A 22831-nucleotide genomic window follows, 5' to 3' on the forward strand; every position below is an offset into this window, starting at 1 on the left:
GGTGTTTGTGCCGGGCATAAAAAAAGACGCCCTGTTGGGGCATCTGTTACCAGAATATCAGAGCAATTCGGGTAATGCAAGAACGATCGGGGGCAGTGTGACGGACCAGCTACTGGCGCAGGAGATCGCTGCGGAGCAAGGGGAAGTGACCGCGATGTACGACCGGCTGGACATCCTGCGCGAACGGGCGGGGGCGGATCTGCAACGGGTCCAAGGGGAGGAAACAACCGACACCAATCAGGGCTGGACCGAACGCGAATCATTGACCGATCTGTTTTCCGGGCGATTCTCCCAACTGTCATCGGTCGAACGCGGACTGTGTTTCGGGCGGATCGACGAAACCGGCGGCGACCGGTTCCACATCGGCCGGATCGGGCTGTTCAGCGAGGACTACGACCCGATCCTGATCGACTGGCGGACGCCGGTCGCGCAGGTCTTCTACCGGGCCACCGCGGCCGACCCGCTGGGCGTGAAACGGCGGCGGCACATCCGGCTGCAGGGCCGGACGGTCGTTGGTGTGGACGACGACGTTCTCGATCTCGACGCACTCGGTGACGCCGAGCGCAGCACACTGATCGGCGAGGCTGCCCTGCTGTCGTCCCTCGGCGCGAGCCGTACCGGCCGGATGAACGAGATCGTCGCGACGATCCAGTCCGAGCAGGACGAGATCATCCGCTCCGGGCTGCCCGGCGTACTCGTCGTGCAAGGCGGTCCGGGCACCGGCAAGACCGTGGTCGCGCTGCACCGGGCGGCGTACCTGCTTTACACGTATCGCGAGCAGCTCGCGCGCAGTGGCGTCCTCGTGGTCGGGCCGAACAGCACCTTCCTGCGCTACATCGACCAGGTGCTCCCCTCACTCGGCGAGACCGACGTGGTGCTCGCCACGATCGGCGAGCTGTACCCGGGCGTCGAGGCGACCGCACCGGAGTCGCCGAAGGCCTCCCGGATCAAGGGCGAGCTGGTCATGGCCGAGGTCCTGGAGCAGGCGGTCCGCGGCTTCCAGCTGGTCCCGGCCGCGCCGATCACGCTGAAGGTCGACCAGCATGAGCTCGTCCTGCGGCCGGGCGTCGTACGCAAGGCGCAGTCGCAAGCCCGGGCCTCGGACGAACCGCACAACCGCGCTCGCCCGATCTTCGTCCGGCGGATCCTCAAGGCGCTGACCAACCAGATCGTCGACCGGATCGGGCGCCAGTACGTCGGTGCCGAGGACATCGAGGACATCCGCAAGGAACTGTCCGAGGACGATCGGGTCCAGGCGCTGCTCGACCGGCTCTGGCCCGAGCTCACCCCGCAGCTCCTCATCGGCGTGTTGTTCTCGTCGGCGGATCGGCTCGAGGCGGCTGCTCCGCAGCTCACCGATGACGAGCGGGTCGCAGTCCTCCGACAGCTGGACGCCGGCTGGACGCGGTCCGACGTCGCGCTCCTCGACGAGGCGGCCGAGCTGCTCGGCGACACCGCCGCGATCGTTGCTGCTCGCAACCGTCAGGCGGCCGCGTCCGACGCCGCCGAGGCGTCCAACCGCGAGTATGCCCGCGACGTCGTCGACATCGAGCTGACTGCGGACCGGATCGAGCTGATGCCCTGGGAGATCGAGCAGTTCGCCGATCTCGTCGCCCGTCGGACCCAACTGATCGAGAACCCGGTCACCCTGGCGGAGCGGGCCGCCTCCGACCGCACCTGGGTCTTCGGGCACGTCATCGTCGACGAGGCGCAGGAGCTGTCCGAGATGGACTGGCGGATGCTGATGCGCCGCTGCCCGCGGCGTTCGATGACGCTGGTCGGCGACATCGCCCAGACGGGTTCGGCGGCGGGCGTGCGCTCGTGGGCGGACCTGCTCGACCTGTACGCGCCGCGGCGGTGGCGCAGTGCCGAGCTGACCGTCAACTACCGCACGCCCGCGGAGATCATGGCCGTCGCCTCCGGCGTCCTCGCCGCGATCGACCCGTCCCTGCAGCCGCCGACCTCGGTGCGTGAGACGGGTGTCGAGCCGTGGACCCGGAGCGTGCCGGCCGAGGAGTTCACCGACGCGTTGATCTCCGCGATCAAGTCCGAACGCGAGGCCATCGGCGACGGCCGGCTCGCGGTCATCGTCCCGTCACCCCGGTACGACGAGTTGGCCGGCGTACTGCCTGATGTTGCCCACAGCCACGACCCGTCCGTGCTCGACGCGGACGTGGCCCTGCTCGACGTACTCCAGTCCAAGGGCCTCGAGTTCGACGCCGTCCTGATCGCGGACCCGGCCGGCATCGTCACCGAATCCGACCGAGGCCTCTCCGACCTCTACGTCGCCGTCTCCCGCGCCACCAAACGCCTCGGCATCCTCAGCCCCGGCGACCTTCCGGAGGTCCTGCGGCGTACTCCGCGTCCGTGACGTGGTCGCCCCACTCGGTCTCCGGCTCGTCGGAGCCGGTGCCTTCCCAGATGGCGGTGTGGACCATGAAGTTGTCCGGAGCACCGCCGTGCCAGTGCCACTCCCCCGGCGGCGTGTAGATCACGTCGCCGGGGCGGATCACGGTGACCTCGCTGCCGCGGGACTGGATCAGGCCGACGCCGTCGGTGACGTGCAACGTCTGGCCGTTCGTGTGCCGGTGCCACGCCGTACGGGCGCAGGGCGCGAAGCGGACGGTGTTGACGCGGACCCGGGACGGGGCCTCGCCGCGGATGATGACGTCGAACCACACGTCACCGGTGAACCACTCGGCCGGACCTTTGGCCGTGGGGGTCTTGGGGAGGATCTGCACAGCTATTCCTTGTCTTGAGCAACGATGTCGGGCTGGTCCTGGGTGGCCGCCCAGCTGGCCAGCAGCTTGAACGCGTCCGCGGTCGGCGAACCGGCCGGAGCGGTGTAGACGACCAGGGCCAGGCCGGGGTCGGACGGGAACTCCATCGCCTCGAAGTTGACCTCGAGGTCGCCGACCACCGGGTGGTGCAGCTTCTTCACGCCGGTGCGGTGGAAGCGGACGTTGTGTGCCGCCCACCGGGTCCGGAAGATCTCACTGCGGGTCGACAGTTCACCGATCAACTCGGTGAGCGCCTTGTCGTGCGGGTTCTTGCCGGCCTGGGACCGCAGGACCGCCGCGATGTCGTCGGCCGCTCGGTCCCAGTCCACGAAGAACTCGCGCGAGGCCGGATCCAGGAAGGTGAATCGCGCCGTGTTCGCCGGCCGCCGCGGATCCGCGAACAGCGCCGAGTACAGCGCGCGGGACATCCGGTTCGCCGCGAGGATGTCGAAGTGAGCGTTCCGGATCCACGCCGGCGCGTCGGTGACCGCGTCCAGGATCTGTTGCAGGGCTGGGCGGACACCCTTGGTCGCCGGGCGTCGCCGTACCGGTGTGGCGTCGGACTCCCGGGCGAGCGCGAACAGGTGGTCACGCTCGGCCTCGTCCAGTTGGAGCGCTCGGCTGAGCGCCTCCAGCACGCTCTCCGACGCACCGGCCAGATGCCCCCGCTCCATCCGGACGTAGTAGTCCACCGAGACACCGGCCAGCAGCGCCACCTCTTCGCGGCGCAGCCCCTTCACCCGTCGGTTGCCGCCGTACACGGGCAGGCCCGCTTGCTCGGGTGTGAGGCGGGCACGCCGGGAGCTGAGGAACTCCTTGATCTCGGCTCGGTGGTCCATGCCCTCAACACTACGGACAGTCGCCGGAAGGAGGGAGGCACTGCTGTTACCTGGAACGACAGTGACTCCCGCGCCCACGCTCGGTCACCTTCACTGGAACCATGCGAGCGACTTATATGTACGGCGCCGGAGATGTGCGCGTCATCGACGTACCGGATCCGGTGATCCAGCAACCGACGGATGCCGTGGTGCGGGTGGTCAACTCCTGCATCTGCGGCAGTGACCTGCACCCATACCACAACAAGCCCCGAACGCCTGAGGGTACGACGATGGGCCACGAGTTCATCGGTGTGATCGAGGACGTCGGCAGCGAGGTGAGCACGCTGCACAAGGGCGACTTCGTCATCGCGCCGTTCGCCTGGTCCGACGGGACGTGCGACTTCTGCCGCGAGGGCCTGCAGACCTCCTGCCGGCACGGCGGCTTCTGGAACGCGAACGGCGTCGGCGGCTGCCAGGCCGAGGCAGTCCGGGTCCCCCTGGCCGACGGCACACTGGTCAAGGCCCCGGTCGGCGAGGACTCCGCGCTGCTGCCGTCCCTGCTGACGCTCTCAGATGTCTACGGCACGGGCTACCACGCCGCGATCAAGGGCGGTGTCACCCAGCGCACGACGGTCACCGTGATCGGCGACGGCGCGGTCGGCCTGATGGCCGTTCTCTCTGCCAAGCAACTAGGGGCCGAGCGCATCATCCTGATGGGCCGGCACAAGGTCCGTACCGATCTCGGCATCGAGTTCGGCGCGACCGACGTGGTGGCCGAGCGCGGCGAGGAAGGAATCGCCAAGGTCCGTGACCTCACCGGCGGCGACGGTACGCACGTCGTCCTGGAAGCCGTCGGCCACATGCCCGCGTACGAGCAGGCGATCGGTGTCGTCCGCGCCGGTGGTGTGATCAGCCGGGTCGGCGTACCGCAGTACAACGACGCGCCGGTGGGCTTCCCGAGCCTGTTCGGACCGAACATCACCCTGACCGGCGGTCCGGCCCCGGCCCGCGCCTACATCGAGCCGCTGCTACCCGGCGTACTCGAAGGCAAAGTCAACCCAGGCAAGGTCTTCGACCGAACCATCAACCTCACCGAGACCCCCGACGGCTACCGCGCAATGGACAACCGCAAAGCCCTGAAGGTCCTGATCCGCCCGTGACGCCGAACCGGATTAGGCTCTTTCCGATGACGCCTGAGGAGGGTTTATGACTAGCTGGACAGCTGACGAGCTCAAGCGGATCGGCGGTGCGGATGAGCTGCGGGTCAGTTCGGTTCGGGAGGACGGGACACTTCGGCCGTATGTGACGATCTGGATGGTTCGGGTTGGCGACGACATCTACATCCGGTCCATGACCAGCGCCGGTACGCCCTGGTACCGGCGGGCGAAGGCCAGCGGTGTCGGCCGCATCCAGGCCGGTGGTGTCGAACGCGACGTCACGTTCGCCGAGGCCACCGCGGGCGTCCACTCCAGCATCGACGCCGCGTACCACGCCAAGTACGACCGCTACGGCCCCGGTCCGGTAGGCGCCGTGGTCGGGCCTGCCGTCGCACCGGTAACCTTCCGCCTCCTCCCCCGCGATTGATTGAAGGAACAGCTGATGGAATACACACGTCTCGGGAACTCCGGCCTGAAGGTCAGCCGGATCGCCGTGGGGTGCATGAGCTTCGGTGACACGTCGCGGGGGTTCAGCGAGTGGGCTCTCGACGACGCCGCGGCCGAGCCGATCTTCCGGCAGGCTGTGGAGCTCGGGATCACGTTCTGGGATACCGCCAACGTCTACAGCTACGGCAGTTCCGAGGAGATCGTCGGTCGCGCGATCACGAAGTACAGCCGGCGTGAGGACGTCGTCCTCGCGACCAAGGTGCACTTCCCGATGCACGACGGGCCCGGTGGGTCCGGGCTGTCGCGGAAGGCGATCATGGAGCAGATCGACGCCTCGCTGACCCGGCTCGGGACCGAGTACGTCGACCTTTACCAGATCCACCGCTTCGACCCCGCCGTACCGGTCGAGGAGACGATGGAGGCCCTGCACGACGTCGTCAAGGCCGGCAAGGTCCGCTACCTCGGCGCGTCGTCGATGTGGGCGTGGCAGTTCGCGAAGCTGCAGCACGCCGCCGAGCTGCACGGCTGGACGCGGTTCGTCTCGATGCAGAACCAGTACAGCCTGATGCAGCGCGAGGAGGAGCGGGAGATGTTCGGCCTGCTCGCCGACCAGGGCGTCGGCAGCATCCCGTGGAGCCCGCTGGCGAAGGGCCGCCTGGCCCGGCCGTGGGGTACGCAGACGCACCGCGCCGATACCGATCCGATGGGACGGCGCTTCACCGCCGCCAACGACGAGCCCATCGCCGACGCCGTCCAGGCGGTCGCCGAGGCGCGCGCTATCCCGATGGCACAGGTCGCACTCGCCTGGGTCCTGCACAACCCGGTCGTCGCCGCACCGATTGTCGGCCCGACCAAACCACACCACCTCGCCGACGCGGTCGCCGCGCTCGACGTCACCCTCACCCCGGACGAGCTCGCCACGCTCGAGTCGGTGTACACGCCGCGGCCGCCCACCGGGTACTAGAAGACGTTCACCAGTACGACGTAGGACGCTGCACCGATGCCGACGCTGAGAATCATGCGGCGTCCGAAGAGCAGGTGCGCGGCTGCGGTGACGGCGACGGCGAGCTGCGGCGGTTGTTCGGCACACCCGACTACTTTGTCCGCGTCGCTGTCGCCGACCTCGCGGCGTACGGGGGCTTTCTCAGTGCGCACGTGCTGCCGATCCCGCGGGTGCAGCGGGTCGTGTCCACGTTCACGATGAAGGTGATCAAAGCGGGATGATCGGCCAGGAGTGAGCGCGTCGTCACACTTGGTGAGATCGCAGGGTAGATGTGTAAAGTCTGTAACGAAAAGGGTCCCGGAAACCCTTGTCCTGCCGTAATCTGCCCAACCATGCACAAAGGCGAACGGGCTCGACGGCCCAACGTCGTTCAGTCGGTGTTCGTGTTCCTCGTGGTGAGTGCCGTCGCGGGAGCCCTCGTCGCCGGTCTGGCCCTCCCCTTGGCCGGCCTCGCCGGGGTGACGTCGGAGAAGGCTCACGAGACCGTGCAGTACCTGCCCCAGGACCTGCAAACGGCGCCGCTGGCACAGAAGAGCACCATCTTCGCCGCGGACGGCTCGGTGATCGCCACGCTGTACCAGGAGAACCGGGTACCGGTGACGCTGAAGCAGATCAACCCGATCATGCTCAAGGCGATCGTCGCGATCGAGGACGACCGGTTCTTCGAGCATGGTGCGCTGGACGCCAAGGGCACCCTGCGCGCGCTGCTTCGCAACCAGGGCAACGGTGGGGTCCAGCAAGGCGGGTCCAGCATCACCCAGCAGTACGTGAAGCTGAGCCTGATCGCGAAGGCGCGCACCCCGGAGGAGGTCAAGGCGGCCACCGCCGAGACGTACGAGCGCAAGATCGCCGAGCTACGCTACGCCATCGCGGTCGAGAAGCAGTACTCCAAGGACGAGATCCTCAACCGGTACCTGAACCTGGCCTTCTTCGGCGACCGCGCGTACGGCGTCGAGGCCGCGGCCATGCACTATTTCGGGGTCCACGCGGCGAAGCTCACGCTGTCGCAGGCCGCGATGCTGGCCGGCCTGGTGAAGAACCCGACCGGCTACGACCCGACCGACAACCCGAAGCGCGCCAAGGAGCGCCGCGACGTGGTCCTGCGCCGGATGCAGGAGCTCTCCATCATCTCGGCCAAGCGGGCCAGAGATGCAATCAAGACACCGGTGATCAACCCGGCCACGGTGCGCAACGTGCCGAACGGCTGTGCGAACTCCAGGTACCCCTTCTACTGCGACTACGTCGTCGCGCAACTCAAGGACAACGCCGCCTTCGGCAAGTCCGACGAGGAGCGGGAGAACTACATCGAGACCGCGGGCCTGCAGATCCACACCTCGCTCGACCCGCGGATCCAGAAGGCGGCCGAGACCTCGATCGCGAAGCACTCCAAGGCCGGCGACCAGGCGGTCGCCGCGATCACCATGGTCGAGCCCGGCACCGGGCTGGTGAAGGCGATGGCGCAGAGCCGGGGCTACGGCAGCAAGAAGGGCCAGACGTCGTACAACTACAACGTCGAGAAGTCCTACCCCGGCGGGTACGGCGGGTTCCAGAACGGCTCCACGATGAAGGCGTTCACGATCGCCGCCGCGATCGGCAAGGGCGTGCCGATGACGTACCGGATCAACTCGCCGAGCCCGCTGAACCTGAGCGGCAAGAAGTTCAGCACGTGCACCGGCGTCACGTCGGACCCCGACTACAACCCGAAGAACTCGACCAAGACGATCGCCGACCCGTCCATGCTCGACGCGGCCAGGGCCTCGACCAACACCTACTTCCTGCAGCTGTCCGAGCAGATCGGCCTGTGCCCGATCGCGACCATCGCCTCGAAGCTCGGCATGTACGACGCCCAGACGATGAAGCCGCTGGACCAGGTGGTCTCGTTCACGCTCGGATCCGTCGGCAACATCACGCCGCTGATGCTCTCCAACGCGTACGCGACGTTCGCGGCGCGCGGGACGTACTGCCGGCCGGTGATCGTCACCGCGATCACGTCGAACAAGGGCAAGGCGATTCCCACCACCGGCCCGAACTGCCACCAGGTGCTCTCGCCGACGGTTGCCGACGGCGTCAACTACGTGCTGCACAACGTGATGGAGCCGGGCGGTACCGGCGGCAAGCTGAAGTTCGGCAAGAGCGACCTGGCCGGCAAGACCGGAACGATCCAGAACAACCACGCGGTCTGGTTCGCCGGGTACTCGTCCAAGCTGGCCGCCGCGTCGGTGGTGGCCGACGCCGATCCGAAGTACACCGACCTGATCGGCCAGACGCTGAACGGCAAGAAGATGCGCGACGCGTCCGGCTCCGGGACCGCGGGACCCGTGTGGGAGACCGCGATGCAGCTCGCGCTGCACGGCCTGCCGACCAGCAAGTTCGTCCAGCCGGACGACAAGACGATCCGCGGCGACGTGAAGGACCTGCCGTACCTGAAGGGCATGACCCCGGTGGACGCCACGGCCAAGCTGCTGTCGATGGGCTTCCAGGCCGCGATCTCCCCGACCCCGGTCGACTCCGACGCACCCGCCGGTACGGTCGCCTCCACGACTCCACGGCAGGAGGACGGCGCGCCCGCGGGTGCGACGGTGACCCTGGTCCTGTCCAACGGCAGCAAGGCGATCCCGACCCCGCCGACCCCGCCGATCACCCCGCCCGGTATCCCGCCCACGATCAAACCTCCGCCCGGCTGGCCGCCCTGCGCGCCGACGGACCCGAGGTGGCCGAAGTGCGGCCGACGCTGAACCAGTCCCTCTTTCTTCGCACCCTCGGGTGATCACTAGGCTGGGGTCCAACACCTAGCTTTGTGAAAGGACTTCCTGTGAGTGTCGATGAGCTGACCGCCCAGCGTGACCGTGCCCGCCAGGACTACGAGGCGTTGGTGGCCAAGGGGCTGAAGCTGGATCTGACGCGCGGGAAGCCTGCGCCCAAGCAGCTCGATGCGGCCAACGGGGTGCTCAGGTTGGAGGGCGATCCGGTCGCGGCCGACGGGACGGATCTGCGGAACTACGGTGGCCTGCAGGGCCTGCCGGAGGTGCGCGCGATCTTCGCCGAGGACCTCCAGGTGCCGGTCGAGCAGTTGATGGCCGCGGGCAACTCGAGCCTCGAGTTGATGCACGACGCGGTCGTGTTCGCGCTGCTCGGCAAGGTGCCGGGTGCCGAGCAGCGGTGGGCCGACGTGGACGGCCTGGCGTTCCTGTGCCCGGTGCCGGGGTACGACCGGCACTTCGGGATCTGCGAGCGGTACGGGATCCGGATGATCCCGGTGCCGATGACGCCCGAAGGCCCGGACATGGACGTCGTCGAGCGGCTGGTCGCCGAGGACGCGCGGATCAAGGGGATCTGGTGCGTACCGAAGTACAGCAACCCCGACGGCACGGTCTACTCCGACGAGACGGTCCGCCGGCTCGCCGCGATGGAGACGGCTGCCCCGGACTTCCGGATCTTCTGGGACAACGCGTACGCCGTCCACCACCTGACCGACTCCCCCGCCCAGATCGCCGACGTACTCGCGTTGTCCGCCGAGAACGGGCACCCGGATCGGGCGTTCGTGTTCGGGTCGAGCTCGAAGATCACCTTCGCCGGTGCCGGTGTCGCCTTCTTCGGGTCGTCGCCGGCCAACGTCGAGTGGTGGCTGAGCCACACCGTCAAGCGCAGCATCGGGCCGGACAAGATCAACCAGCTCCGGCACGTGCAGTTCCTCCGCGACGCGGACGGACTGCGCGCCCACATGCGGACGCTGGCCGAGGTGATCCGGCCCAAGTTCGACGTGGTCGACAAGATCCTCACCGCCGAGCTCGGCGGCACCGGACTGGCCTCCTGGACCGCCCCGGCCGGCGGCTACTTCGTCAGCCTGCAGGTGCCGGAGGGTTGCGCCCGCGAGGTGGTCGCCAAGGCGAAGGCGGCCGGCATCGCCATCACGCCGGCCGGCGCCACCCACCCGTACGGTGACGACCCGACGGACCAGACCATCCGGATCGCCCCCACCTACCCCGAACTTCCCGAGGTAGAAGCAGCGATCACCGGCCTGGCCACCTGCGTCCGCCTGGTTGCCACCGAAAAGCTCCTCGCCGAACAGAGCTGAAGCCGAGTGCCCACGGTCGTCAGGCGGTGGGCAACTCGAAGATCATGCAGGTGGACGTGGCATGCGCGAGCAGCGTGCCGCGTTCGTCGTACAAGTGGGACTGGGCGACCGCGGTGCGGCGGCCTCGGCTGATGATGGCGCCCTCGCAACGGAGTAGGCCGGAGTTGACCGTGACAGGCTTGATGAAGCGGGTCATCAGGTCCAAGGACGTGTAGCCGACGCCGGCCGGCAGCGTCGAGTGCACTGTGCACCCGGCGGCCGTGTCGAGGAGCGTCGCGATGACGCCGCCGTGGACGGACCCGAGCGGGTTGTAGTGGAACTCGGCCGCCGGCATGAACACCGCGACGCGCCCCTCCTCCGCCTCGAAGCCGGTCGCGCCGACCAGCTGCAGGATCGGCGGTGCCGGGATCTCGCCGTCCCGCATCGCCTGCAGCATCTCCAGCCCGGACGTCGTCCCGATCCGCGCCGCGGTCAGCACGGGGTCGGTCCACGAGAACGTCCGGCTGCGGGTCTGCTCCTGCGTATCGGTCATGGACCGAGCCTCACATCACCCACCTGGGTCTGTCAACGAGACCTAGACCTCACTAGGATGTCCGCATGAGTGGTACGACGGCGACGTACGACGCCCTGGACTGGTCGGTGGACAACTGCCCGATCGGCCGGGCGATGGAGATCCTCGGCGAGCGGTGGACCGTGGTGGTGCTGCGGGAGGTGTTCAACGGTATCCGGCGGTTCGACGACCTGCGGATCCGCACCGACATCCCGCGCCAGGTGCTGTCCAACCGGCTGAACAAGCTCGTCGACCACGGCATCCTGCGGCGGACGCCGTACCGCGAGCCGGGGGCGCGGCAGCGCTACGAGTACCGCCTGACCGAGAAGGGCCTCGACCTCTACCCTCTGCTGATCGCGATCCGGGACTGGGGCGACAAGTATCTGGTCGGCGCCGAGGGTTCGCCGCTCTCGATCGAGCATCGTGACTGCGGCTCGACCGTCCACACCGAGATCCGCTGCGAGTCGGGCCATGCCGTTACGTCACCGCGCGACGCCGTACCGCGACCAGGACCCGGCGCGCGGCGACGGCGTTCAAACGCATGAAATGAAGGGATTCCGGCCCCCGGGACTTCCCTCGCCGCGTGCGCTCGCTAGGCTGCTGCCTGCACTGGGGAGGCAGAGTTGAGGCAGTTCAACGCACCGCCCGGTTGGCCCGAGCCGCCGACCGCGCGGTGGCGACCACCGAAACGTTGGCAACCTTCGGAGTCATGGCCGCCCGCGCCGGACGGCTGGGCGTTCTGGGTCGACGAGGAGGGCAAGCGGGTCCGCGGTCCGGTGGGCCGGTTCGGCGGACCGGGCCGGGTCAAGCTCGGCGCGATCGCGGCGATCCCGCTCGCATTGATCGCGCTGGTTCTGTTCAACCCGTTCGGCGGCAGCGACGACTCGGCGAGTACGACGCCCATCCGCGACTCCGGGACCGAGCCGGCGCCGACGACGGCCGGCTCGGCAACGGTGCCGACGACCGGGGTCACGACTCCTGGCCGGACCGAGAAGCCGACCCGCGAGTCGGGTCCGACGCCGACCCCGACTACGAGTGAGACGCCGACGTCCACGCCGGCACCGACCGAGACGAAGTCAACGGAACGGACCCCAACGCCGACCGAGCCGACGCCGACCACCGAGCCCGAGACCAGCAGCGCACCGGTGGTCTACAAGAGCTGCGCCGAGGTGCGGGCCGCCGGGAAGGCGCCGCTGCACCGGGGCGACCCGGGCTACTCGACGGCGCTCGATCGCAACGGTGACGGTGTCGCCTGCGACCGCGGCAACTCCTGACGGATGCCCTCGTTCCACAGTTCCTGGGTCTGGCTCAGCCAGAAGGCGGCGAACAGCAGGATGAGCACGCCTTCGATCCACAGCACGGCGTGATCCCAGCCGAACAGTGCTCTCCAGCCGAGCATCGCGAACGGAGCGATCACCATCGCCAGCGCGATCACGGAGTACCGGTTCGCCGGTGAGTGCGGCACCGCGTGCTTGCGTTGCTTGCGCCGGAACTGCTCCGCGTTCAGCAGCACGACCGCGACGATGCAGACGAACATCACGATCGCGGCCGCGTAGTGCGCATTGCCGATGAACCCACTGCGGTCGGCGAAGAACCAGACGATCCCGCCACCGAAGATCAGCGCGGAGACGGCCAGACCGAGGACGTACATCGGCGTCCACCGATCGGGGTTCGCGATCCGGTCCCGGATCACGAAGATCGCGGTCAGCACCAGGCACGGTGCACCGATGATGAACAACGCGAGCATGTTGTTGGCGACGTTCGCCGCCGCGCCACCGATGTCCACCGGCACCGAGTGGCACGTTCCCCGCCCGGGAGTCGGGACCAGCGCGACCGCGGGCGCGAGGAGTCCCGCGACGTTGAGCAGGATGTCCTCGGGCTCGGTGTTGCCCTTCAGCACGACCATGCAGACGCCGATCGTGATCAGGCTGCCGACGAAGATCGCTCGTACGGGCGTGTAGTAGTAGGCGCTGATCGAGTTCTGCAGGCAGCTCGGATCGGTCTTCGACCACTCGATCACCAGCGCGGCGCCGAGTAGGGCGATCATGGCAACCATCGCCATCCGCAGATAGCGATAGGTCTTGATGGAGTAACCACCCGGCACGGGCATAGTCGGCCCCCTCTTCCCCTGTACTCGCAGTATGCGCGCGAGGTCGGCCGCCCGCGACCTCACCCAGCCAGCCGCACCCCGCGAAGCGGGTTCAGAGTCTGATGGACTTTTTGTTCATGAATTCTTCGATGCCGGCTGGGCCCAGTTCGCGGCCGAGGCCGGAGCGTTTGATGCCGCCGAAGGGGAGGTCGGCCTGGGAGCCGCCGGCGCGGTTGACGTAGACCATGCCGGCCTCGATGCGGTCGGCCACGCGGCGGTTCCGGTCGGGGTCGGTGCCCCAGACGGACGCACCGAGCCCGAATGGCGTGTCGTTGGCCAGCCGGATCGCATCATCCTCGGTCTCGGCTTTGAAGACGATCACGACCGGGCCGAAGATCTCCTCGTAGTACGCGTCCATGTCCGGCGTGACGTCGGTGAGGACAGTCGCCTCGAGATAGGCGCCGGGGGTGATCCGGTGGCCGCCGGTCCGCAGCGTCGCGCCCTGCTCGACCGCCTTGGCGACCTGAGCCGCGACCTCATCCGCGGCGGACGCCGACGCGAGCGGCGGGAGCTTCGTCTCCGGATCCGCGGGATCGCCGGGAACGTAGTACTCCGCGACTCGCTTGGTCAGGCGGTCGACGTACTCGTCGTACAGGTCGGCGAGCACGATCATCCGCTTCGGCGCGTTGCAGGACTGGCCGCAGTTCCGCATCCGCGCGGTCGCGGTAGCGTTCACCGTCTCGTCCATGTCCGCGGTGTCGAGCACGATCAACGGGTCGGAGCCGCCGAGCTCGAGCACGGTCCGCTTCAGGTTGCGGCCGGCCTCGGCGGCGACGGACACCCCGGCCTGCTCGCTGCCGGTCAATGAGACACCGACGATCCGCGGGTCGGCCAGGATCGCCGGGATCTGCCGGCTCGACGCGTACGTGTTCACGTAGACGTCATCCGGTACGCCGGCCGCCCGCAGGATCTCCTCGATCGCGCGGCCCGAGCGCGGGCAGATCGACGCGTGCTTGAGCAGGATGGTGTTGCCGAGCACCAGGTTCGGAGCGACGAACCGCGCGACCTGGTAGCACGGGAAGTTCCACGGCATGATCCCGAGCAGCGGTCCGATCGGTCCCTTGCTAATGACCGCCTGACCACCTTTGATGTCCAGCGGTTCGTCGGCGAGCAACGCCGGCCCGTGGTCCGCGTAGTACCGGAAGATGTCGACCACGATGCCGACCTCACCCAGGCCCTCGTTGACCCGCTTCCCCATCTCCAGCGTCATGATCGCCGCCAGCTCGTCGGCCCGCTCCTCGAACAGGTCGGCGGCCCGCGCCACGATCGCGGCCCGCTCCTCCACCGACCGCGCCCGCCACCCCGGATACCCGGAGTGCACCTGCCCGATCGCCGCCTGAACCTCCGCCTCCGTCGAGTTGGCCACTTCCTCGACCAGCACACCCGTCGCCGGATTGGTGACTACATACATGGCTCCTCCATCCACCACGGAAACAACCCGCCCAGGCTAACGACTTCTCTCCATACTGTATACAGTGGTCTCACCTGTTGTGGTCAGGGGTGTTCGCGAGGCAAGCTCATGGCTGCCCGTTGTCCCGCCCCTTCGTCGATCGGATGCCCGCCCGTGTCTGAGCAACGGAAGTTTCGTGTTGTCCTGCGGTTGATCGCCGTACTGACCGCCGTGTCTGTTCCTTCGTTGGCCTTGGCTTCACCTGACGCTGGTCCTCCCCCGGATCCCGCCAACGCCTGGCAGTATCCGCACTGGCCGCAGAAGCAGCCGTGGCAGGAGTCTGGGCAGGACCAGCGGATCGCAACCACCACGTCCACGGGTCTGCCGGGTCCGATCGATCCGCAGAACTGGGAGAACCCGGACCACATGACGTGGAGCGACTACGTCAAGCCGCCGGGGACGGACTGGGCGAACCCGGCGTCCAAGGGTTCCACCCGGACGTTCAAGGGTGCGCTCGTACTGCTCGACTACCCGAACCAGGACTTCGTCATCACCAAGCCCAAGGGTTCGACCGTGTTCGGCAACCCGAGCGCTGAGGCGAACGGCGTACCGCGGGACCAGACCGCGCAGTTCTACAAGAACTTCCTCAACACGCCCAGCGCCCTCAACCACGGTCACACCCTGCACGAGTACTGGATGGAGGACTCCGGCGGCCGGTACGGCGTCGACCTCACAGCCTTCGGCCCGTACCGGCTGCCCGGCAAGTCGCACGAGTACGCGATGGAGTTCCAGAGCGATGAGGACTGTCCGGCCGGCGACAACTGCAACCGGAACATCCGCACCGACGGCCGCGCGGCCTGGGTCGCCGACCAGGGTCCCGAGGTACCGGCCGGATTCGACTTCGTGTTCTTCCTGAGTGCCGGGCAGGACGAGTCGTCCACCTGGCAGGAGTTCGGGATGATGAAGTTCCCGACCAAGGAGGACGTCACCGAGGAGTTCGGCCCACCCGACCCGGCGCAGCGGAACTGGTCCGACACCCGGTACGTCGACTGGACGTCATGGGCGGCGGGCTCGTCGATCTGGCCGAACGCCGGCGGTGGCTCGTCGACGCAGGCGGAGAGCTCCGGCATGGCCGTCTTCGCCCACGAGTTCAGCCACATCCTCGGCATCGGCGACAACTACAACAACCCGTACGGCGTACCCGCCCGGCGCGCGTACACCGGGATCTGGGAAATGCTGTCCCGCGGCAGCTTCAACGGACCCGGCGGACCACACAGCCGCTGGATGATCCCGGCGACCGGTGGCGCCTCGATGGGCGCACAACACATGCTGCGCAACAAGATCAAGCTGCAGATGGTCGACGAGCAGAACGTGCTGCGCTTGTCCCGGGAAGCGCTGGCGACCTCGGGCGTGGTGATCGCTAACGTCACCGCGCGAACCGCGCAGCCCGGACCGAAGGGCCTGTCCGGCGTCAACATCCAGCTCGGCGGTGCTGGTGACCTGGCGCCGGCGTGTGACACGACCAAGGATCCGCTGTGTGACGGACGCGGGTACCAGAACTACACGGTCGAGGTGGTGGACCGGATGGGCACGGACTCGTTCACGCCCGACTCCGGCGTACTGCTGGCGAAGACCAAGAACCAGGACCAGGCGCCGTTCGAGTGGGTCGTCGACGCGAACCCGCAGGACATCAACATGACCGACTACGTCCTGCCCGACGGCACCAAGATCCCGATCACGATCGGCGACTACCGCCAGCTGTCGGACGCCCTGTTCCACGCCGGCACGAACTCGGGCAGCGAGTACGAGTACACCGACACCGCCAACCGGCTGCACTTCTACATCACCAACGTACGGCGGGACCGCACCGGCGTACTGTCCTACACGGTCGCGATCCGCTCACTCGACGGCTCCGGCCCGCAGAAGCGTGGTGTCCGGGTCCTGCCGACCGTCGCCAAGCCGTCGGCCAAGGGCGTCCAGACCTGCAACTTCCAGCTCACCAACACCGGCAAGGCCGGCACCGTGTCCGAACACCCCGAGGACGTCACGCCGTACCTGAAGGGCGACGTCTACCGCGTGTCCGCGACGGTGAACGGCAAGGACTGGGCGATCTCGCTGCCCAACGCCCTCACCACCGCCAATGCCGGCCAGCAAACCACCATCCCCGTCTACGCCACCGCCGGCGCCAGCCCCATCGCCCAAATCACCCTCACCGCCACCTCCGAAAGCGACCCCACCAAGCAATCCACCGCAACCTGCACAGCCATCAAGCGCTAAGCACGTCAGCCAAGGCGCCGGGCGCCCACCCACTACGGACGCCCGGCGCGGCCAGCAGGTACTCCACAATCTGCGGCAGGTCCCATCCGTGCGCTTCGGCCAGGCCGGTCGCGATCCAACGCAGGTACGGCGCTGTCGGGGCGGCCAGGTCGAGGTCGGAGACGGTGCCGTGGGTGACGGTGAACATGGGGACGCCGTCCAGTTCGCCGAGGCGGGCGACGGTTTCGTAGCGGCCCGGCCCCATGGTGTGGATCGAGTCGAGGTCGGGCAGGAGGCCGGCCAGGTCGCGGGCGAAATCGCAGCCGGGCTCGCGGCGCATCTCCTGGGCTGCGACGTCGCCCAGCTGATCCGGTGTCAGCAAGTAGGCGCGGCCGGCGACCTGCCCGCTGGCTGTGCTGTCGTAGAAGGCCGAACCGCCACCCCAGACGCGCGAGGCACCGGCGAAGACGAGCCCGCCCGGCACCATCACGCCGGCGATCTGTTCAGGGTCGCTGGGGTCGCGACAACCTGGGTACTCGCGCGCGCCACCAGCCGGGCGGCCGCCGGCCAGGTAGCACCGGAATCGGTCAAGAGCGAGGTTGGAACCGTAGGCGACGTACCAAACTCGCTGCATCGAACCTCTCAGACCGGGAGTGGATGCTCGACGAACGCCTGCTCGGCCTCCGCCAGCACAATGCGGGCAGCATCACGGTACCGGCGATCGGCTTCCGCGGGCGTGTCCCCGACGGCAGTCAGCCCGATCCGGCCGCACTCGGTCAGACAGCTGATCATGTGGAACACGACCCCGACCTGCCGCGACTGGTCGAAGTGCAGCCCATGCCGCACCACGATGTCGAACACGTCGGCCGGAGCCAGCCCTTTGAGCAACTCCGATTCCAGATGATCCGTCGCGACCAGATGCTTCTCCTGACCCAGCGACGTGAGGAACAGCGCTGTCCGTGGGTCGTACCTCCCGTCGGTCAGGTACTGCAGCGTGAGGAACGGGTGCGTCGTCCCGCCCTTGCGCAGGTTCAGTTCGATCGCGTACGGCGTCCAGCCGCCGGCGGCATCGCGGACCACGACGAAGTCGATCGCGAACCGCCCGAGCGCACCCTGGGCCGCCAGCCGCCGCCCGATCGCCTCGGCATGCTCGGTGATCATCCGCGCGTACTCCGGCGCGGCCGGGAACACGCACCCCAGATAACTCTGCCCACTCGCACCGCCGAGCAACTGGTCGTGCGTGGACAACAGCTCGACTCCACCGCCGGGCACGACCCGGAGCTGAACGCTCGGGCTCCGCAGCTCTTCGCCGACGATCCGCTCCTCGACGATCCCGCCGTTCTCGGCGAACTTGGCGATGTACACGTCGAACGGCGTCGTCGGCGACTCCAGTTCCATCTCGCGCAGCCGCTTCAACACCTCGTCCCGCTCCCCCGGCGAGCCGGACGCCGGGATCCCTTTCAGCCGCACCACCGCGTTGCCCTCGCCCGACACTCCTTCGTTGAGTTTCACGATCGCGCTATCCATCGCCGGCCGGTCGGTGCGCATCGCGACCAGTGCGTCGGCGAGGTCGTCGAGGCTGCGCAGGTTCTCCACCCCGAGCGGGTACGGTACGCCGACCTCCGCGAACAACCGGCGGCCTCCGGACTTCGAACCCAACGGCGCCAGCCGCGGATCGGCGGCGTACATCGGGATGCCGAGGCTGATCGCGACATCACGTTCGCGCTCGGTCGTGTTGTACGGAATCAGGTGCGATCGCAGCGGATTCGGTACCAGTGCGGCGATCCGCTCGAGCAGCCGGGGCCGGGCCAGCAACTTCTCACTGAGCGGGATCGGCGACGCGTCGTTGACCGGGATCAGCGTCAACCGGGCGCGCGCATGGCTCGGGATCACGCCGGGCAGCAACGACAGGTAGTACTCGATGATCTCGGGCGCGATCGGCATCGAGGTCACGTAGACCATCCGCAGCCGCGGTTCCCGCAACAGGATCAGCAGGAACAGGAACCGCTCCTCATAGGCCTGCATGGCCGTCCCGGTTCCCGCGGCCTCGGTCTTGTCCAGCGAGATCGACGGTACGACGACCACGGACTCGTCGTCGTAGTTCAGCCGCATCGCCTCCCACACCCCGGCCATCCGCGCCTGCAGCTCGTCGAAGCGGCGATACCGCTCGTCCTCGGTCAGGGCGGACAAGCCACGGGCCGCCTCGCCGGGCGGGGTCCACAGATCGCCGGTCATGAGGCGATCCGGGAGTTGTCGAGCCCGCGGATGCTGAACGCGTGCACGGTCCGGCTGAATCCCCGCACGTCGCGATATCCCGCGTCCTCGCCGATCACCACGTCGCCGGCGGAGCTGTACACCCGCTCGGTCGCCAGGATCTGCCAGGCTTCCGCGTCGGCACACAGCCGCGCGGCCAGGTTGGTGACGCTGCCGATCGCGGCGTAGTCGAGCCGCCCGTCGAACCCGATCGTGCCCAGCGTGGCGTATCCCTGGGCCACGCCGATCCCGAGCCCGAGATCGTGGCCGTGCCGGCTCCAGGTCTCCGCCAGTCCACGCACCCGCGTCCGCATCGCCACGCTCATGCGCAAGGCACGCAGTGGCCCGTCCTCGCAGCGCACCGGATCGTTGAAGAACACCATCAGGCCGTCGCCCGCGAACCGTTCCAGCGTTCCCTCGAACCGGAAGATCAGGTCGCCGAGCGCGTGGTGGTACTCCTTCAGCACGCCCATCACCTCTTCCGGCTCGCTCGCCTCCGCGAACGTGGTGAAGCCGCGCAGATCGCAGAACACCACGACGATCTCGCGCCGGTGACTGGCCAGGAACGACTCGTCGCCGGAGTCCACGATCAACTCGGCCAGTTGCGGGCTGAGGAACCGGCGCAGCCGGCCCATCCGCTGCAGCTGCGACACCTGACTCTCGACCCGCGACTCCAGTTCCTGGTTCCACGCGGTCAGCTCGGCGGCCTGGCGTTTGATCGTATCCTGGTACCGCTTGATCCGGGCCAGCGACGCCACCCGCGCGAGCAGTTCGCTCTGGTTGACCGGCTTGGTGAGGAAGTCGTCCGCGCCGGCCTCGAGCGCCTTCACCTTCTGCTCGTCGCCGCTGGCCGTCACCATCACGACCGGCAGGTACGCCGTATCCACCTGGTCCCGGATCCGGCGGCACACCTCGTAGCCGTCGATCCCGGGCATCAGGATGTCGAGCAGGACCAGATCGATGTCCTCGGCACCGATCAGCTCCAAGGCCTGTTCACCTGAGGACGCCGTCAGTACGTCGTACCCGCGGGGACTGAGGATCGCCTCCAGCAGCCGGACGTTCGGCGGCTGGTCGTCGACCACGAGCACCTTCGTCATGTCGCACCGCCCAATCGGAGGAAGTCCCGCACCTGCTGGGGCAGCCGGCGCACGCTGATCGGCTTCTCGACGTACCCGGTGAAGCCGGAGTCGAACGCGCGCTGCCGGTCGTGGTCCATCGCGAACGCCGTCACCGCGACCACCGGTACGGCGCGGGTCCGCTCGCCGGCCCGGATCCGGCGCAACGCCTCGGCACCGTCGATCCCGGGCAGCTGCAGGTCCATCAGGATCAGGTCGGGATGCTCGGAGGCCGCGAGCCGGACCCCGTCCTCACCCGACGTCGCCTCGATCACCTCGTAACCGGAGTACCTCAGCACGTCCCGCACCAGCTTGAGGTTCTTCGGGTTGTCTTCCACCACCAGGATCCGGCCTGGATTCATCGGCTCTCCCCCTCGTTGCCGGCCATCACACCGACTGCTCGCAGCGCCTGCAGCAACTCGTCCCTACTGACCGGCTTGACCAGATACGCGGCGGCCCCGAGCGCGGCGCCACGGGCCCGTTCGTCGACGATCGACACGATGATCACCGGGACATCGCGGGTGGTCGCCTCGGCCTTCAACGCCTGCAGCACCGCCCATCCGTCGATCCCCGGCAACCGGATGTCCAGCAGTACGGCGGACGGCCGGACCCGCCGTACGGCGTCCAGCCCGGACTGGCCGTCACCGGCGACCGTCACCCGCACAGCCGCGCCGGACAGGTAGGCCGTCATCAGGTCTAGCGACGGCCGATCGTCCTCGATGATCACGACGTCGCCGACCGTCCGGGCCGGGTTCGGCCGGTCCACGTTCTCCCTGCTCCGCAAGGAGAATCCGAACGTGCTGCCGACACCGACCTCGCTGTCCAGCCACATCCGCCCGCCGAGCAGCTCGACAATCCGCCGCGACAGGGTGAGACCGAGTCCGGTGCCCTCCTCCTGCGACGGCCCGCGGCCGCCCTGCTGGAACGACTCGAAGATCCGCTCCCGGTCCTCCGTCGGTACGCCGCGACCGGTGTCGGTGACCGCGATGTGCACCTCGGCCCCCGACCGGGTGGCGCGAACCACCACCGAGCCGCCGTCGCCGGTGAACTTCACCGCGTTCGTCATCAGGTTCAGCACGACCTGCTTCAGCCGCAGCTCGTCGGCGTACACCTCGTCGATGCCAGGCCCGACCTCGACCCGCAGCTCGATGCCGTGCAAGGTGGCCCGTTCGCGCAGCATCGCGGCGGTGTTGTCGAGCAAGCGGCGCAGCGGGAACGTCGAGTACTCCAGCTCCATCCGCCCGGCCTCGACCTTGGACAGGTCGAGGATCTCGTTCAGCAGTTCGAGCAGGTGCTTGCCCGAGCCGTGGATGTCGCGCAGGTACTCCTCCTGGCGCTCGTTGAGCTCGCCGAACATCCGCTCCAGCAGGACTTCGGAGAACCCGAGGACGGCATTCAGTGGCGTCCGCAACTCGTGCGACATGCTGGCCAGGAACTCTGACTTGTGCCGGCTGGCCACCTCCAGCTCCGCACTGCGCTGCGTCAGCTCGCGATAGAGCTGAGCGTTCAGCAGCGCGAGCGTCGACTGATCAGCGAACATCTCCAGCAGCGTCAAGGTCTCGGCCGAGAACTCACCCTTTCGCTTGCGGCGGACGACCAGCGAGCCGACGATCTGACCTTCACGCAGCAGGGGTACGGCGACCAGCGAGCGCCAGCCGGCGTCGTACAGAACCGAGAGGTGTGGATCGAGCTCCGCCGTGTCGAGGTCGGACACCGCCAGCGGCCGGCCGAGCTTGGCCGCACGACCGACCAGGGTCTCGTCGAGGTGGATGCGGGTCGCCCGCAGCCGTTCGATCACCCGCGGGTCGGTCTGGTAGACACTGCGGACCAGGAAACACCGCGCGTCCTCGTCGTACTCCATGATGGAGCCGCCGTCGGTGGCCGAGATCTTGACGGCGTGTTTGGCGATGGTCGACAGCACCCTGGACACGTCGAGGCTGGAGTTGACCGCCTCGCCGACCTCGCGCAGCGCCTCGAGCTCACCGAGCTTCCGTACGAGTTCGGCGCCGCGCGCCTCGAGCTGCTGGACGAGCTTCACGCTGTTGACCGCCATCGCCGCCTGCCCGGCGAACGCAGTCACGAGGTTCTGCTCCCGCTCGTCGAACGGGCTGACGTCGTTGCGCCAGATGCACAGTGCCCCGACCACCTCGTCGTCGATCACCATCGGCGCGCCCATCGTCGTCCGGAAGCCGCCCACCTGCTGCAGGTCCTGGCGGCTGTAGTCGGCGTCGGCCAGGACGTCGGCAATCTGCTGGGTGGTGCGGTCCAGGCCGGCCCGGCCGATCAACGTTCCCCGGTCCATCGGGATCGGGTGGTCGGTGATGTAGCGGATCGACTCCGCCGACATACCGACGGCTTTACTCAGTCGGTAGTAGCCGTCTTCGAACAGATACAGCTGCGCGGCCTGCGACCGGCACAGCCGGCGGGCGCTCTCGACGATGGTGGTGAGGACGGAGTCCGGGTCGCCGGCTGAGCGGCCGACTGCGGAGAGTACTTCGTTGGCCGCGGCGAACTGGTCGGTCAAGGCCGCGAGCTGCCCTTGGAGCCGCTGCCGCTCCAACTCTGTTCCGGCGCCCCCAGCGAGCGCCCGCCCGCCCATCGCGGCCTCCCCCACCCCCAGGCCGCACGCCAGTCCAGTCTCCCGCCGATCGTCGCGGAGAGCAATCGCTGCCCGGTGAGCGGACTACCGTCTCCACGTTCAGGATGGTTTGAAACTCACCGGAAGGAGACAGAAAAATTCATATTCCGTCGGTTAATCGTTCAGACTAGGGTGCCTGCGATGCAGTGCTGCCCAGGCCGCCCCCGCCGCCCCCGCCGGCCCCGCGCGGACCGGCAGGT

Annotated in this window: 20 protein-coding genes; 10 read left to right on the plus strand and 10 right to left on the minus strand. The window is 68.2% G+C overall.

Translation table 11 applies throughout. The features are described from left to right. The first annotated feature begins 97 nt into the window (after positions 1–97). Complete coding sequence (locus ACZ3HV_RS22730) at positions 98–2371, plus strand: HelD family protein (RefSeq protein WP_465686975.1); 2274 nt, start codon at positions 98–100, stop codon at positions 2369–2371. Here ACZ3HV_RS22730 and ACZ3HV_RS22735 read toward each other — a convergent pair. Together ACZ3HV_RS22735 and ACZ3HV_RS22740 are read right to left on the minus strand one after the other, a co-directional pair. Then, on the minus strand, positions 2322–2741 hold the full coding sequence (locus tag ACZ3HV_RS22735) for a (R)-mandelonitrile lyase (protein ID WP_465686976.1): 420 nt from the start codon (positions 2739–2741) through the stop codon (positions 2322–2324). The two genes, ACZ3HV_RS22730 and ACZ3HV_RS22735, sit on opposite strands and share 50 nt — an antisense overlap. Before the next feature lie 2 nt (positions 2742–2743). After that, complete coding sequence (locus tag ACZ3HV_RS22740) at positions 2744–3619, minus strand: helix-turn-helix domain-containing protein (protein ID WP_465686977.1); 876 nt, start codon at positions 3617–3619, stop codon at positions 2744–2746. Between the two features lie 101 nt (positions 3620–3720). On the opposite strand from ACZ3HV_RS22740, the gene ACZ3HV_RS22745 reads away from it, so the two are divergent. From ACZ3HV_RS22745 to ACZ3HV_RS22770, 6 genes are all read left to right on the plus strand, one after another. Then, positions 3721–4758 carry a zinc-dependent alcohol dehydrogenase family protein gene (locus tag ACZ3HV_RS22745; protein ID WP_465686978.1) on the plus strand — a complete coding sequence of 346 codons (1038 nt, stop codon included), beginning with the start codon at positions 3721–3723 and terminating at the stop codon, positions 4756–4758. Between the two features lie 46 nt (positions 4759–4804). Then, positions 4805–5182 (plus strand): DUF2255 family protein, encoded by a 378-nt coding sequence (locus ACZ3HV_RS22750; RefSeq protein WP_465686979.1) that lies wholly within the window; start codon positions 4805–4807, stop codon positions 5180–5182. 15 nt (positions 5183–5197) lie between these two features. Continuing rightward, positions 5198–6166, plus strand: coding sequence for an aldo/keto reductase (locus tag ACZ3HV_RS22755; protein ID WP_465686980.1), 969 nt, complete (start codon positions 5198–5200; stop codon positions 6164–6166). Between the two features lie 74 nt (positions 6167–6240). Further along, positions 6241–6426, plus strand: a complete 186-nt coding sequence (locus tag ACZ3HV_RS22760) for an Lrp/AsnC ligand binding domain-containing protein (RefSeq protein ID WP_465686981.1) — start codon at positions 6241–6243, stop codon at positions 6424–6426. 111 nt (positions 6427–6537) lie between these two features. Next, positions 6538–8940: a penicillin-binding protein gene (locus ACZ3HV_RS22765; RefSeq protein WP_465686982.1), complete on the plus strand. Its 2403-nt coding sequence runs from the start codon at positions 6538–6540 to the stop codon at positions 8938–8940. A gap of 77 nt (positions 8941–9017) precedes the next feature. Beyond that, on the plus strand, positions 9018–10280 hold the full coding sequence (locus ACZ3HV_RS22770; protein WP_465686983.1) for an aspartate aminotransferase type Ic: 1263 nt from the start codon (positions 9018–9020) through the stop codon (positions 10278–10280). 19 nt (positions 10281–10299) lie between these two features. Here the strand turns inward: ACZ3HV_RS22770 and ACZ3HV_RS22775 are convergent, their stop codons facing one another. Then, positions 10300–10812 (minus strand): PaaI family thioesterase, encoded by a 513-nt coding sequence (locus ACZ3HV_RS22775; RefSeq protein WP_465686984.1) that lies wholly within the window; start codon positions 10810–10812, stop codon positions 10300–10302. Between the two features lie 65 nt (positions 10813–10877). Here ACZ3HV_RS22775 and ACZ3HV_RS22780 point away from each other — a divergent pair, with 65 nt between their 5' ends. Then, the gene (locus ACZ3HV_RS22780; RefSeq protein ID WP_465686985.1) at positions 10878–11375 is read left to right on the plus strand and encodes a winged helix-turn-helix transcriptional regulator; all 498 of its coding nucleotides are present in this window, start codon (positions 10878–10880) and stop codon (positions 11373–11375) included. Between the two features lie 78 nt (positions 11376–11453). Then, entirely contained in the window at positions 11454–12104 is a 651-nt protein-coding gene (locus ACZ3HV_RS22785; protein WP_465686986.1) for an excalibur calcium-binding domain-containing protein, read from the plus strand. On the opposite strand, the gene ACZ3HV_RS22790 is transcribed toward ACZ3HV_RS22785, so the two are convergent. After that, positions 12044–12940 (minus strand): hypothetical protein, encoded by an 897-nt coding sequence (locus ACZ3HV_RS22790; protein WP_465686987.1) that lies wholly within the window; start codon positions 12938–12940, stop codon positions 12044–12046. The two genes, ACZ3HV_RS22785 and ACZ3HV_RS22790, sit on opposite strands and share 61 nt — an antisense overlap. 91 nt (positions 12941–13031) lie before the next feature. Then, entirely contained in the window at positions 13032–14390 is a 1359-nt protein-coding gene (locus tag ACZ3HV_RS22795) for an NAD-dependent succinate-semialdehyde dehydrogenase (RefSeq protein WP_465686988.1), read from the minus strand. A 153-nt stretch (positions 14391–14543) separates the two neighbouring features. Between ACZ3HV_RS22795 and ACZ3HV_RS22800 the strand changes: the two genes are divergently transcribed. Continuing rightward, entirely contained in the window at positions 14544–16646 is a 2103-nt protein-coding gene (locus tag ACZ3HV_RS22800) for a M6 family metalloprotease domain-containing protein (RefSeq protein ID WP_465686989.1), read from the plus strand. Here ACZ3HV_RS22800 and ACZ3HV_RS22805 read toward each other — a convergent pair. From ACZ3HV_RS22805 to ACZ3HV_RS22825, 5 genes are read right to left on the minus strand one after another with little or no spacing between them, the layout of a single operon-like run. Continuing rightward, the gene (locus ACZ3HV_RS22805; RefSeq protein ID WP_465686990.1) at positions 16636–17259 is read right to left on the minus strand and encodes a histone deacetylase; all 624 of its coding nucleotides are present in this window, start codon (positions 17257–17259) and stop codon (positions 16636–16638) included. The two genes, ACZ3HV_RS22800 and ACZ3HV_RS22805, sit on opposite strands and share 11 nt — an antisense overlap. A gap of 8 nt (positions 17260–17267) precedes the next feature. Beyond that, positions 17268–18860, minus strand: coding sequence for a peptide ligase PGM1-related protein (locus ACZ3HV_RS22810; protein ID WP_465686991.1), 1593 nt, complete (start codon positions 18858–18860; stop codon positions 17268–17270). Then, entirely contained in the window at positions 18857–19975 is a 1119-nt protein-coding gene (locus ACZ3HV_RS22815) for a response regulator (RefSeq protein ID WP_465686992.1), read from the minus strand. Before ACZ3HV_RS22815 ends, ACZ3HV_RS22810 begins: the two co-directional genes overlap by 4 nt. Continuing rightward, positions 19972–20355 (minus strand): response regulator, encoded by a 384-nt coding sequence (locus tag ACZ3HV_RS22820; protein WP_465686993.1) that lies wholly within the window; start codon positions 20353–20355, stop codon positions 19972–19974. Before ACZ3HV_RS22820 ends, ACZ3HV_RS22815 begins: the two co-directional genes overlap by 4 nt. Then, a complete protein-coding gene (locus ACZ3HV_RS22825) occupies positions 20352–22592 on the minus strand; it encodes a GAF domain-containing protein (protein WP_465686994.1) in 2241 nt (746 codons plus the stop codon). The genes ACZ3HV_RS22820 and ACZ3HV_RS22825 overlap by 4 nt, the downstream gene beginning before the upstream one ends. Positions 22593–22831 lie beyond the last annotated feature (239 nt).

It is taken from the genome of Kribbella sp. NPDC020701 (genome assembly GCF_055562215.1).